Source organism: Arthrobacter sp. SPT-J7 (genome assembly GCF_059089965.1).
Map to the genome: position 1 here is coordinate 359126 of NZ_JBNHFF010000002.1, position 13183 is coordinate 372308.

Below are 13183 nucleotides of genomic sequence, written 5' to 3' on the forward strand. Positions count from 1 at the left end.
CGCCGGTCCGTTCCCGCGCCGCCCCGCCGGCGGCGGAGTCAGGCGTCGGCGGCCAGCCCCTCGGCGATGGCGAGCCGCTGCCGGGCATCCTGCTGCCAGCCGTTCCCCTCCCCCGCGGTCTTGGCCCCGGCCACCAGCGACAGTGCCACGCCGGCGGCCCGGCCGCGCAGCCCGGCAGGGTCAACCACGGTGTCGAACACCGCAGCGAAGCGCTTCAGGGCTGCCGGCACATGCACATAGCCGGCGTGAACCGCTGGCAGCACGGCCAGGTGCCCAAGGAAACAGGCCAGGTCGTCCACCAGGTGGCCCGGGCCCAGCGAGTCCACGTCCATCAGGCCGGTGATCCGCCCGCCGTCCACCAGCAGGTTGGCCTCGTAAAAGTCCCCGTGGGAGGGGACCACAGGGCCGGCATCCGTGGCGGCCAGCAGCTCTTCCACCCGGCCGGCCAGGGCAAAAATCCGGTCCTGCTCGTCGGGAAGCACCGCTGCCGCCGCCTTGGCGTAGTCGGCGGCGCGCTCGGCCCAGGCCGGACGCCGCGAGAGCTCCAATACGCCGGCCGGCAGGGACTTCAACAGGTCAAGCAAGGTTTCCGGCGCCAGCGCCGCCGCGCCGTCGTTCATGATGGCCCGGGCCAAGGGAGTTCCCTTCGCCTCCGACAGCACCACCACGCCGTCCGCCGGGCCTGCAGTGGCGGTGGGAACAGGCAGGCCTGCGTCGGTGAGCAATTGATGCCGGCGAAGCAGCTGGGCGGCCCGGTCCGGCCGGACTACCTTGAGGAAGACCTTGCGGCCACCCTGCACAGCTTCCAGCACGGCCCGGCGCAGCGGTCGGTAGCTGACCATCCTCAGCTCCGCCTCTCCCCCGCCGAACACGCTGCGCCCCACCGCGGCCGGGTCGCAGGCAGCGGGCAGTCCGGCCAGCACCGGGTCGGACGGGTACAGCCAGGCGGTCAGCGGGACGGTTTCGCTGTCATGGCGCACCAGCGGCAGCCCGCATTCGGGTACCGCCGCCGTGGTGATGCAGACGTACTCCGTCCGTTCGCCGCCATCGGCCTCCCGGAGCCGAACGGTGTAGATGCCAGTGGCACCGGCCCCCGGACGGTGCTGAAGTTTCGCCAACCGCCAGGACTCGACGGTGCCGAGCTTGGCCACTGCCAGTTCCAGCGGCTCGCGCATCCCCGGGCTTTCCAGCACATCGATGCCGGCGGTCTCCGTGGCCATCAACTCCTGATGCGGTGCGTCCATGTGTCCATTCCACACCATTGCGGCCGCCACTGCCCGGCCTTGCGGAGCAGAAAGCACTGCGGCCCGCCCTGGTGGGCGAGCCGCAGTCACATCTGGGGCAGGTCAGGCCCGGCGGCGCTGCAACACGTCGTCCAGGTTCAGCCGGCTGGCGGCGGACGCTTGGCCGGAGGCCTCGGCCGTCGCAGCGGCTTCCTCGGTGTGCTGCGCCTCCGCAGACCGCTGGGCCGCTGCCTCTTCGCTCCGCTGTGCCACCGTCTGCTTGATGGATGTCTTTTGCTGCGGCTTCTTGACCTCGGGGGCCGGGAGCGGGGCGGGAGCCGGACGGTTGGCCTTGGCGGCGGCAACATAGGTCGGTTTGGGTACGTCCACGGGCTGCCAGGGGGTTCCGGACGGCCGGGCCGGGGCAACGGTGTCGCCGGCTTCTGCGGCCACCTTCAACGCTTGCTCGCGCAGCTCGGCGGCCGTCAGCGGAGCCGGTGCTGCCGGTGCGGCTTCCGGCGTCGCCTCGGCGTCGGCGGCGGCACCATCGAACAGCTGGGTGGGCCGGCTGGGAGTCCTCATGCCGGGCGCGTGCGATGCCGACGCTGTGCGGGCGGCCCTGGCTGCACGTGCCGCCGCGCGGTTTTTGCGGTCGCGGATGGCCAGCGAGCGCAAAATGACAACGACGGCGATGGCCGCCAGCAGCGCGAAGCCAGGGATCTGGCCTGGAGCTGCGCCGGCCAGGGCAAGGGCACCACCGGCGACGAAAACCACAAGGGCCGCCGCTCCGGTCAGTGCCAGCGCGGTCCGGCCGTAGCGGATCCGGAACTCGGGCTGCCCGGCGGGCTGCCGGGAGGGCTGCTGCACGGGCGATAACGTCGACGGTGCCGGCTGTGCGTTGTATTCCATGATGATCCCCTGGTTGCCGCTGGAGGCGGTTGCGGGTATTGAAACGAGTGGTGCTGCTGCGTGCCCCGGCGCCGGTTCAGCCATCGCGGGACGGAATCCTCCGCGGAGCAGGTACGGTCCTACCCAGACAAACCACAGCCCAACGATGACCGCCAAGATCACAGAGCTCTGAATGTCCACCCTCAAAACCGTAGGAGCTCAAGCATGCCGGATGCGGCATTCTTCCCGGTGTGTCGGATAACGATTCCGCCCTGCGCTGCTTTATGGTGCCAGCCCGACGTCTCCGTACTCCTGCCAGCGGGCCAGCAGGCCGCCGGGAACTTCCTCGGCGGTGAGCGCAAAGCTGCGGTGGTCTGCCCACGCGCCATTGATGTGCAGGTACCGCGGGCGCAGGCCCTCGTCCCGGAATCCGAGCTTCTCCACCACGCGGAGGCTGGCCCGGTTCTCCGGCCGGATATTGATCTCCATCCGATGCAGCCCCAGTGTCTGGAAACAATGGTCGGTAGCCATCGCCACCGCCGTCGGCGCTATTCCCCGGCCGGCGCAGGCCTCGTCCACCCAGTAACCCAAGGTCGCGGACCTCGCAGACCCCCAGGTGATGCTGGAGACCGTGAGCTGACCGATGAGCGCCGGCTTGGGCTTTCCTTGCTGCAGCTCGGTGATGACCCAGGGCAGGGCCATCGCCAGGCGTGCCTGGTGCCTGAGCGAGCGGACCATCTCGGAAAAGCCGGGCAAATAGCCGCCCGGAGCCGGATTCGAGGCCTCCCACGGCTCCAGCCACCGTGCATTGCGGCGCCGCACCGCCATCCACTCGTGCCTGTCCCGGTAGCGGATGGGGCGCAGCGACAAATCTCCGCACTCGAGAGTCGCCGGCCAGATCGCCGCGCCATAAACCATGTGAAGCTCTTTGCGGTCGAGCAGTGCTCAGTCGCAGGAACCGTCGACGAATTCCTTCAGCCAGCCCCGCAGTTCCGTGCCGATATCCTCCCGTTCGGAGGCTATCGTCACCACTGCCTTGAGATAGCTGAGCTTGTCGCCGGTGTCGTAACGGCGGCCGGTAAAGACCACGCCATAGACGCCGCCGCCCTCGCCCTCCCGGCCGGCCAGGACTTCCAGGGCATCCGTCAACTGGATTTCGCCGCCGCGGCCCGGCTTCGTGTCCTCCAGCACGTCGAAAACATCCGGGTGCAGCACATAGCGGCCGATGACGGCCAGGTTGGACGGCGCTTCGCCCGGCGAAGGCTTCTCCACCAGTTCGTTGATCCGCACGTAGCTGCCGTCCCCCACCGGGGTGATGTCGGCGCAACCATAGGCACTGATTTGTGCCGGGTCCACTTCCATCAGGGCGACCACGGAACCGCCGGTCTGCTGCTGGACCTCGATCATCTGGGTCAGCAGGTTGTCGCGTTCGTCGATCAGGTCGTCGCCGAGCAGAACCGCGAACGGCTCGTGGCCCACGTGCTGGCGCGCCCGCAGCACTGCGTGGCCAAGTCCCAGCGGGTCCCCTTGGCGCAAATAGTGGATGTCCGCCAGTTCCGAGGCAGCCCGAACGGCGGCGAGCTTTTCGAAATCGCCCTTCTCCTCCAGGATCTGCTCAATGTTGGGGACCCGGTCAAAGTGGTCCTCCAGCGGCCGCTTGTTGCGTCCGGTGATCACCATGACGTCGCTGAGGTTGGCGCGGACGGCTTCTTCGACCACGTATTGGATGGCCGGCTTGTCCACTACCGGCAGCATCTCCTTAGGCATTGCCTTGGTGGCGGGCAGGAAACGGGTTCCCAGGCCGGCGGCCGGAATGACTGCTTTGCGTACCGCACGATGAGACGTCATATCTTCAGAGTACCGAACGAAGCTGCGCAGCAAGCCGATTTGCGGGGAAAGGAATTACGATGGCGGCCATGGAGAAGCAGATCCGCATGGACAAGGAGACGGCGCGTGAGTTCTTCCGCACCCGCCGCAGCGAGCGCCCCGCCGAGGAACGGCTGCGCGCCGGAAGTGCTTTCGCGCAGCAAGTGCTGGACGGACTGCAGCGGCTGAAGATTCCGGCCGGGACCACCATTCCGGCATACATCTCCGTCGGTTCAGAACCGTCCACCCGGGCGCTGCTGCCCGCCTTGGAGGACGCCGGCTATGACGTAGTAGTCCCCATTTGTGAACCCGGCTACCGGCTCAGCTGGGCCCGCTGGTTCACCGGCGTGGAGTTGGCACGCAGCCCCCGGGCCTGGGTGGACGAGCCCGTTGGAGAGCGCTTCGGGCCGGAGATCATGGCAGGACTGCCGTTGGTGCTGATTCCCGGCTTGGCCGTAGACTCCGGGGGCAACCGGATGGGCCAAGGCGGCGGCTACTATGACCGGTTTCTGGCCTCGCTCCCTGACGGCGCCGACCGGGCGATGATCGTGGGCCTTTTCTACTCCGACGAAGTGGTGGCCCCCGGCACCTTCGAGTTCACCGCACTCGATGCACCCCTGGATGGCGCGGTTACCCCGGACGGCTGGACGTGGTTCAGTAGCCGGACGGTGTAGAATTGGCACTCGGAGCATTTGAGTGCCAACTTCTGTAACGGGCACTGTTCTGCTCCAGGCCGAGTTTTCAGGAGGAACCACAGTGCCCACGTACGCCTACGCCTGCAAAGACTGCACCCACGCCTTCGATATCCAGCAGTCCTTTAGCGACGATTCGCTGACCGTCTGCCCCGAATGCGGCGGCAACCTGCGCAAAAAGTTCAACAGCGTGGGTGTCGTCTTCAAGGGCTCCGGCTTCTACCGCACCGACTCCCGCGACGCCGCCAAGGCCAGCTCCGTTCCCGCGGCATCCTCCGGTTCCACCGGCGGCACAGAGGCCGCCAAGCCGGCTGCCGCCGAACCGGCCAAGCCTGCCGCAGCCGCGGCTCCGGCACCCGCCGCAGCCGCCAGTTAGTCAGCATGCGGACGGCGACCTGCCGTCTCTCCTACACATCGCAGCAGTGGCGGCGCTGTGTCCACAGAGTTCTGCTGCCTGCTGCCGTCGCCCTGGCTGCCCGTTCTAACGTGGCCGCATGCCCCATGCCGCAGCGACCACCCGCACTGCCCGCCTCGCCGTGATGCCGCGGCGGCTGCTCCGCCGGCACTACCGCTTGATAGCCGCATTGCTGCTCTGTGCTGCCGCTGCCTTGGTGGTCCACCAGTTCACCCCCGCGCCGGCGCCCACTGACACCGTGGTGGTGGCCGCGGCGGATCTGCCGGCCGGCACCGTCTTGTCCGCGGGCGACCTCGCACTGGCCGATTTGCCGGCGGGTGCCGTTCCGGACGGAACCGCAGACAGCGCCGTGCCGCTGGTCGGCCAGCGCCTGGCCACCGCCCTGCGGGCAGGCGCTCCGGTCTTCGACACGTCAATCGTCGGGCCGGGCCTGCTGGCCGGGGCGCCCCAGGGGACGGTCGCTGTGCCGGTCCGACCCGCAGACCCCTCCACCGTCCAGCTGGTCTCGCCCGGCCAGTTGGTGGACATCGTCCTCAGCAGCGGCAACGGTTTCGAGGAGCCGGCGGAATCGACGGTCTTGGCGCGTGCCGTTCCGGTGCTGTGGAAGGCCGACGACGGCGGTGCCTCGCCGACGCTGCTCGGCTCAGCCGAACCCGACGGGCTGGTGGTGGTGGCTGCAGCGCCGTCGGACGCCACCAGCTTGGCGGGCGCTTCCAGCCGCGGGAACATCTTCCTGGTGCTGGTCGGCTGACAGCCCGTTTGGGGATGCCAGTTCCTTCACGGGTCGGTTTCCTGGTTTAGCCCCAGTGCTTAGCCCCAGTGCGGAGGGCGCTGCTCTCGCAGCCAGGCGTCCCGGTCTTCGTCCCGGTCGCCCCAGGCTTGCGGGTCGTCCTCTGTCGCCTTTGTCGGCAGCGCCGGAGATTCGCTGCGCTTGGCCCGGCGCGGCCGCAACCTCTCCTGGCCGGCGTCCGGTGCCTCGTCCGTGGCGTCCGCGGCGTCAGCCGGTGTCTGCGCGGTTGGCTCCGCTTCCGGCTCAGGCTGTCGCGCAGTGGCCGAACGGTTGTCCTTCTCTACCGGTTCGTCCGGCTTTTGCAGTCCCAAGTAGCCTCCGATCAGGTCCGCGCATTTCTCCGGATCTGTGAACACTTCGATGGTCCACAACGTCAGCGGCCGCCAGCCGAGCCGTTCCAGCTGCTGCGGGCGCAGCCGGCTGCGTTCCCGGACGGTCAGTTGCCGGTATTCCGGGGTTCCGTCCGATTCCAGGGCCACCGGAAGCACCGGTTCAACCTCCGGCGAATACTGTACCGTGCCCGTGCTGGCCACAATATCGATGAGCCCGTAGTAGTGGTCCCACACGCGGGCGCCGCGGCTGCGGATCCGCTCCACCAGGTCGGCGACCAGCGGGTCGTCGATTCCGGGCGAGAGTTCGGATGCCCGGAAGCGGCCGTCGCCGAGGTGGCGGTCCAGCAGGTCGTGGAAATCAACCGCGCCGTGCCGCAGCCGCTCCGGGTCCAGGTCCTCCGGTCGGAAGCAGCTGAGTACGTGCAGCGAGTGCCGGGAGCGGGTCACCGCGGTCGCGAAGAGCGCGCGTCCGCCCGGCGCCGACAGCGGCCCGAAGTCGTGTACCGCGCGTCCGTGCGGCGTCCGGCCGAAGCCCAGCGAGAAGATCACATCGTCACGGACCAGTCCGGAGGCGCGTTCCACCGGAATCACGCGGAACGGCTCTTGGCGGCGCTGGAAGAAACTGGCAGCCGACGGGTAGTTGGGCATCTGCAGCCGGATGGCCTCCGCCACCCGCGCCGCATGCCGGGCGCTGGCCGTCACCACGGCCAGCGACCGCGACGGCCGCAGGCTGATGTGCTCGAAGACCAGGTCCACCACGCGGTTCAGTTCGGCCGGAACGCTCTCCACGCCTTCGTGTCCGGCGCCGGGCATGCCCGTGCCGTCCGGCAGGTATTCCACTTCCAGGCCGCCGCCGCGGATGGAGCTCGCACCGGGCAGCCGGGACAGCGATCCCCCGTAGAACTTGTCGCTCAGGGACCGGGTCAGGTCCAGGTCCACCGCACGGTAGGCCGTGGTCAGGCGCACCACCGGCAGTACCTCGGAGAGCGCGTGGAAGCAGCTGGTCAACGGCTTCGGCGCCTCGCCGGTGACCGGATCGTTCCGGCGGTCCACATTGACTTCGAAGGGCGCGGCGCGGCCCAGCTCACCGTCGCCGAACGCCACCACCTGGTGCGCCCGGGAGATCGCGGCCAGGGCCGACGGCAGGCTGGTGGCCTCGGCGTCGAGGACGATCACGGCGTCGAAGTGCTTGCCTTCCGGCAGCAGCAGCGGCAGCACCAACGGGGAAGCCGTCCAGATCGGCAGCAGCGCCGATACGAGGGACTCCGACTGCTGCCCCAGCGCGGCCAGGGTGGGTTCGCCGGCCTTGAGCAGGTCGCGCAACCGGTGGGCCGCCTTGGGCTTGCTTTTGAGCGAGTGCCGCCAGTTCTGTGCCAGTTCCCAGCGCAGCCGGGCGGGCCCGGATGCGACGTGCGCGTTGTCGGCGAGCCGGTAGACGGCCTCAAGCTTGCGCAGATTGTCGCCGTCCGACATGGCCAGGTAGTCGTCGCCGCTGATCATCGCTTCCAGCGCCGACTGCCACCAGGCCAGGTCCAGTTCCGCGCCGACCTGCTCGGCACCGACTTGGCGTTCGGCCAGGTCGTCCAGCAGTTCGCCCAGTCCGTGTTCGCGCATCTGCTCCAGCAGCAGCGTCCGTTCGGGCAGGTTGACCAGCGTTTCCTTGTCCGCGGCCAGCGCGTCCAGCTGTTCCTGGAGTTCGCCGTCGGGCATGGCCACTAGAGCCCGGTCCTCCGGCACCGGCGCCAGCAGCGCGGCCAGCTTCTGCAGGCGCTCGGCCACATCCCGATAAAAGCTGTTCAGGTCGGCCAGGCCGGACGGAACCGCGGGGTGGCGCTGCGAGGTCGCGTAGTCGGCCCACTTGGTCCGCTGCTGTTGGACTTCGAAAAGGGACTCGTGCAGGTCCGAGATGTGCACGCCCGGACGGATGTATTCCTTGGCTACCTTGCGCAGCCGGGAGCGGGTCATCGAGCTCATCTCGATCCCGCGGTCCCGCCGCCAGGAACTCGGCGCGGTCGCCGAGATCAGGTCGGTCACCGGCCGGTCGAAGATGTCCGGGGTGAACTTGTCCAGGCTCCCGCGGACCTGCACCAGCAGCTGCAGCTGCTCGCCCCATTCGCGGAACGTCCCGGCGAGGGCGATCTGCGAATGCTCGGCCACCGTGTTCATGCGGGTGCGCAGCTGCGGAACGTCCTTGGCCAGATCGAAGGCCAGCTGGTGGGCGTCTTCCGTTTCCTTCCGGTTGAGCAGCTTGGCACCGAACCACGGACTGGTGGTGGCTGATTTGCTGAAGCTGCCCAGTTCGGCCGCGCGGACCAGCCGTGCCGCCAGTTCGGCCCGGTCGGTGATGCTGTCCAGCACCGACCGCTTCAGCCGGACCGTCGTAGCCGGTGCCGGATCGAGCGAGGTGAGCTTTGCCAGCGACTGCATCGCCTGGTAGGGCGAACAGCGCCAGCGGCTGCGGACATTATGCAGCGACTTTACGTGGTCCAGCAGCTTGTGCCGGTGGTCGATGAGCGTGGCGTGCAGCTTCCGCAGCTGCGGCTCCTGTGCCTTTTCGCTGCGGCTGATGGCGCGGATCAGCGTCTGGCGCAGCTGGTCGGGCGTCAGGTCTGCGCTGAGCTGCAGCGCCAGCGATCCCAAGTCCACGGTTTCCAGCAGCTGCGCGAATTCGTTCAGCGTGCCGCGCCGCTCCGCCACCACCAGCACACTCTTGCCTTCGTAGGCGAGCGCCGCCGCGGCATTGAGCGCGGTCTGGGTCTGGCCGGTGCCTGGCGGCGTCGACACCACCAGCGAGTGCCCGGCCTGGACCAGGTCCAGCACCTGCTGCTGCGCCGTGTCCGCGTCGAGCAGCAGGAACTCGTCCTGAGGATCGCGTTCGTCGATCGGCGGCAGCTCCACCTGCGGCACCGGCACCGCGCCCGGGCCGCCGGCGGCGGGGCGTGCTTCCCCGGAACCGGCGCCTGCTTTAGCCAGGGCGTGGATCACCGGATGTCCCGCGTCGATCAGGACAGGATCGGTCACGGCCTCCAGATCGGCGAAGGTGGACACCAGAAAATGGTGTTCGATGGTCATGTTCCGCACGTCGGCGGTGAGCAGGCGCAGCCGCTCCAGCACCGGATGCGGGTCTAGGCGGGCAGTGCCGTAGGCCAACCGTGCGGTCGCCTCGGCATCGATGCCGATCCCCTGCTCGGCGGACAAATGACGCACCAGGGCCGGGTTCAGCCGGGCGCGGTCGGCCAGCTGCAGCTCAAAGTCGTCCTGGCTGGGGCGCACCGTCAGCGCCACCGGCGTCAGCATCACCGGGGCGTTCAGCGCCTCCGACCGGCCGACGTCGGGAACCCGCCAGGACGCGGTGCCCGCGGCCAGATAGCCGACGTCGATGCCGCGTTCGGAGCCCAGCTCCAGGATCTTGGCCCGCAAGCTGCGCGCGGTACGCATCGCGGCAGCGTATTGGTTCGGGTCGCGCAACAAGGTGGAGAGACGGGTGCGGCGTCCGGCCAGCAACTGGGCCAGGCCGGAAGGGTGGGCGTGCGTCAGGTCGATGCTGTTCGACGACGTGGGAGCGAACCGCAGCAAGGTGTCGGACCCGACCACATCGCCCAGGTTCTCCAGCCACGATGCCACAACGTCTTCAGCAGCCTCAGCTACGCTGGCCAGCGACACGGCTGCCCCCTTTACTTCACTCTCGGCTACTTGCCTCGACCACAACGGCATGTCACTCAAGGTATCGGACTTTAAACGCCAAACGGGCGACCGCAACACTGCCTCGGCGAATTTGCTGTGCAGTGGACCCGCGGTTGTGCGGCGGGTCGGCAGCGGTTGCCCGTTGTGGCTACTCCCACTCGATGGTTCCCGGCGGCTTGCTCGTCACGTCGAGCACCACGCGGTTGACCCCGTCCACTTCATTGGTGATCCGGTTGGAGATCCTGGCCAGCAGGTCGTAGGGAAGGCGCGACCAGTCGGCGGTCATGGCGTCCTCGGAGGAGACCGGACGGAGCACGATCGGGTGCCCGTAGGTGCGGCCGTCGCCCTGCACGCCCACGCTGCGCACGTCGGCCAGCAGGACCACCGGCATCTGCCAGACGTCCTGGTCCAGGCCGGCGGCGGTGAGTTCCGCCCGGGCGATCGCGTCGGCCTTACGCAGCAAGTCCAGCCGTTCCTGGGTGACTTCGCCGATGATGCGGATGCCCAGGCCCGGGCCGGGGAACGGCTGGCGGCCGACGATCTCGGCCGGCAGGCCGAGCTGCGCGCCGACGGCCCGGACCTCGTCCTTGAACAGCGTGCGCAGCGGCTCGACCAGTTCGAACTGCAGGTCCTCGGGCAACCCGCCCACATTGTGGTGGCTCTTGATGTTCGCGGCACCTTCGCCGCCGCCGGATTCGACCACGTCCGGGTACAGCGTTCCCTGCACCAGGAACTTCACCGACTCGCCCTCGGCGGCCGCCTCGGCCAGGACGGCCTTTTCGGCGGCTTCGAAGGCGCGGATGAACTCGCGGCCAATGATCTTGCGCTTGGTTTCCGGGTCGGTGACTCCGGCCAGCGCGGAGAGGAAGCGCTGTTGCTCGTTGGCAACATACAGTTTCACGCCGGTGGCGGCGACGAAGTCGCGTTCCACCTGCTCGGCTTCGCCTTCGCGCAGGAGTCCGTGGTCCACGAACACACAGGTCAGCTGGTCGCCGACGGCGCGTTGCACCAGGGCGGCGGCGACGGCGGAATCAACACCGCCGGACAGCCCGCAGATCACCCGGGAATCGCCGATCTGGGCGCGGATGCGCTCCACCTGCTCTTCCACGATGTTGCCGGTGGTCCAGTTGGGCTCTAGCCCGGCGCCCCGGAACAGGAAGTTCTCCAGCACCTGCTGGCCGTGCGCGGAATGCTTGACTTCCGGGTGCCACTGCACGCCGTACAGCTTCTTTTCTTCGTTCGCGAACGCAGCTACGGGGGCGCCGGCCGTGCTGGCCAGCACGTCGAAGCCTTCGGGCGCCTGCTGCACCGAGTCGCCGTGGCTCATCCAGGTGTTCTGCGAAGCCGGGATTCCGGCCAGGATGGAACGTCCCTCCCCCACGGCGGTGGCGGCCGTGGCGCCGTACTCGCGCAGGCCGGTCTTCGCCACCGTGCCGCCCAACGCATTCGCCATGGCCTGGAAGCCGTAGCAGATGCCGAACACCGGGACGCCCGCCTCGAACAGGTCCGCGCCGATGCGCGGAGCCCCCTCGGCGTACACGCTGGAAGGGCCGCCGGAGAGGATGATGGCCACCGGGTTCTTGGCCATCAGCTGTTCGGTGGACAGGGTGTGCGGAACGATTTCGGAGTACACGTTGGCTTCGCGCACGCGGCGGGCAATCAGCTGCGCGTACTGGGCCCCGTAGTCAACAACGAGGACAGGCCGGTGGTCCGTAGTGGCGGGGGGAGGAGTAGTCACCCCTACAGGATAGTCGCCGTGCCCGGGGCCACGCACTTTGACGTCGGGCGTCCGAACGTGAGTTAAGGCACGACGGCGGTGCGCACCGCCGTCGTGCTCCTCGCCGGAGGCCGGTGGCTGCCTCGGTCAGTAGCGCTTGACTGCTTCGGGGTGGGCGGCGAGTTCTTCCTCCACCTCGCGGTGCACCTTGCGCTCCAAGATGATGGACAGGAACGGAATCACGCCGCCGAGCGCGATCAGCACGAACCTGGTGAACGGCCAGCGCATCAGCGACCACAGCCGGAAGTCCGCAATCAGGTACAGCACGTACAGCCAGCCGTGCGCCACCAGCACCGCGATGGAGAGGTTCACGCCTTCGATCACCGACGGCTCGGCCTGCGCCAGGCCGAGCGCGAAGGTCTCCCCGGTCAGCGTGTTGGTGGCGTTGGCGAACAGGAACAGATTGAAACCGTAACGCAGCACCATCTCCGCGCACAGCAGCAACAACATGATGCCGGTGATGTAGGAGGTGACCTTGTAGAACGTCAGGGCGGAGCGGATCTGGGCGGGCGTACCGGCGAAGCGGCGCTTGGCGGGGCGCTGGGGCGGTACGGCGGAACGGTCTGGAGCGTTGTCTGTCACGTGGACTACCTCGTTGCGTGGGGTGTGTTGCTGGGTCTGGTCTGATCGGCGCCGTCGTCGTCACCCGGATGCGGCTCCGCCGGGCCAGCCGCGGCGCCGCGTTCGGCTTCCGCGGCGGAGCGGGCCTCTGCGGCCGCGTCTTCGGCGTCCTCCAGATCGCGGCGATAGTCGTCGGCCACCAGCCGCCACCAGAGGAAGATGGCGAAGCCGGCGAACACCACCCATTCCACCGCGTAGAAGATGTTCATCCAGTTGACCGGTGTTTCCTGCGGCTGCGGTTCGACGACCACCGGCTGCATGGCCGTGCCGTCGGTCGCCGTGCCCAAATCCTTGCCGGCAACGGTGAAACCGGTACCGACCAGGAAGCCGGAGTAGCTCGGGACATTCCAACGGTTGATCAGCTCGGCAACCGAGAGCGAGGCAACCTGCCCGGCGGGCCGGGCTCCGGGCAGCGGCGCCTCGGTGGGCAGCAGTCGGCCGACGACGGTGGCCTCGCCTTCCGGGGCGGGAACGGCATCCGCCGGATGCTTGATCCAGCCGCGCACCACGGGGATGACCACGTCTTCACGGAACTGCTTGACGCCGTCCACGGCGAAGGCGTCCACCACCCAGAGGCCGTTGTCACCGTCCTGCAAACGGCCCTGGACCAGCACCTGGGAACCGGGGACAAAGCTGCCTTGTACGCTGACCATCTGGTCCGCCGTGGTGGCCATCATCGGGGTGCCCGGCTTGAAAACTTCGGTCAGCGGCTTGACGGTTTCCGTCTCGCCCGGGGGCGGCGGCGGTTTGCTTTGGGAGGCGGAAAACTGCCACTGGCTCAGCAGCACAAACACCGTGGACAGCGCCAGCGCAAGCACCAGAGCCGCTATCCAGCGGGGTTTCAGGGCAGTCTTGAGCACCCTTTAAAGGTACTTCGCTCGCCTGTAGAAAACGA

General features: G+C 68.4%; 11 protein-coding genes. 3 read left to right on the forward strand and 8 right to left on the reverse strand.

The genetic code is table 11. The features are described 5' to 3' along the window. Nucleotides 1-38: 38 nt before the first annotated feature. The 4 genes from AC5RWX_RS04485 to galU all read right to left on the reverse strand — a co-directional run bounded on the left by AC5RWX_RS04485 (nt 39) and on the right by galU (nt 3959). Nucleotides 39-1244, reverse strand: a complete 1206-nt coding sequence (locus tag AC5RWX_RS04485) for an aminoglycoside phosphotransferase family protein (protein WP_493940024.1) — start codon at nt 1242-1244, stop codon at nt 39-41. 102 nt (nt 1245-1346) lie between these two features. Beyond that, complete coding sequence (locus tag AC5RWX_RS04490) at nt 1347-2312, reverse strand: hypothetical protein (protein ID WP_493940025.1); 966 nt, start codon at nt 2310-2312, stop codon at nt 1347-1349. Between the two features lie 81 nt (nt 2313-2393). After that, the gene (locus AC5RWX_RS04495; RefSeq protein WP_493940026.1) at nt 2394-3029 is read right to left on the reverse strand and encodes a GNAT family N-acetyltransferase; all 636 of its coding nucleotides are present in this window, start codon (nt 3027-3029) and stop codon (nt 2394-2396) included. 27 nt (nt 3030-3056) lie between these two features. Next, the gene (galU, locus tag AC5RWX_RS04500) at nt 3057-3959 is read right to left on the reverse strand and encodes a UTP--glucose-1-phosphate uridylyltransferase GalU (RefSeq protein ID WP_493940027.1); all 903 of its coding nucleotides are present in this window, start codon (nt 3957-3959) and stop codon (nt 3057-3059) included. Between the two features lie 68 nt (nt 3960-4027). On the opposite strand from galU, the gene AC5RWX_RS04505 reads away from it, so the two are divergent. The 3 genes from AC5RWX_RS04505 to cpaB all read left to right on the forward strand — a co-directional run bounded on the left by AC5RWX_RS04505 (nt 4028) and on the right by cpaB (nt 5835). Continuing rightward, nucleotides 4028-4651 carry a 5-formyltetrahydrofolate cyclo-ligase gene (locus AC5RWX_RS04505; RefSeq protein ID WP_493940028.1) on the forward strand — a complete coding sequence of 208 codons (624 nt, stop codon included), beginning with the start codon at nt 4028-4030 and terminating at the stop codon, nt 4649-4651. Between the two features lie 82 nt (nt 4652-4733). Next, nucleotides 4734-5045, forward strand: coding sequence for an FmdB family zinc ribbon protein (locus AC5RWX_RS04510; RefSeq protein ID WP_493940029.1), 312 nt, complete (start codon nt 4734-4736; stop codon nt 5043-5045). Nucleotides 5046-5163: 118 nt separating this feature from the next. Continuing rightward, nucleotides 5164-5835 carry a Flp pilus assembly protein CpaB gene (gene cpaB, locus AC5RWX_RS04515; protein ID WP_493940030.1) on the forward strand — a complete coding sequence of 224 codons (672 nt, stop codon included), beginning with the start codon at nt 5164-5166 and terminating at the stop codon, nt 5833-5835. A gap of 59 nt (nt 5836-5894) precedes the next feature. Here the strand turns inward: cpaB and AC5RWX_RS04520 are convergent, their stop codons facing one another. From AC5RWX_RS04520 to AC5RWX_RS04535, 4 genes are all read right to left on the reverse strand, one after another. Continuing rightward, on the reverse strand, nt 5895-9920 hold the full coding sequence (locus AC5RWX_RS04520) for a DUF4011 domain-containing protein (protein WP_493940108.1): 4026 nt from the start codon (nt 9918-9920) through the stop codon (nt 5895-5897). Between the two features lie 118 nt (nt 9921-10038). After that, nucleotides 10039-11628 (reverse strand): glutamine-hydrolyzing GMP synthase, encoded by a 1590-nt coding sequence (gene guaA / locus AC5RWX_RS04525; protein WP_493940031.1) that lies wholly within the window; start codon nt 11626-11628, stop codon nt 10039-10041. Between the two features lie 126 nt (nt 11629-11754). After that, nucleotides 11755-12249, reverse strand: coding sequence for a DUF3817 domain-containing protein (locus AC5RWX_RS04530; RefSeq protein WP_493940032.1), 495 nt, complete (start codon nt 12247-12249; stop codon nt 11755-11757). Between the two features lie 5 nt (nt 12250-12254). Continuing rightward, nucleotides 12255-13148 (reverse strand): SURF1 family protein, encoded by an 894-nt coding sequence (locus tag AC5RWX_RS04535; protein WP_493940033.1) that lies wholly within the window; start codon nt 13146-13148, stop codon nt 12255-12257. Nucleotides 13149-13183: the final 35 nt, after the last annotated feature.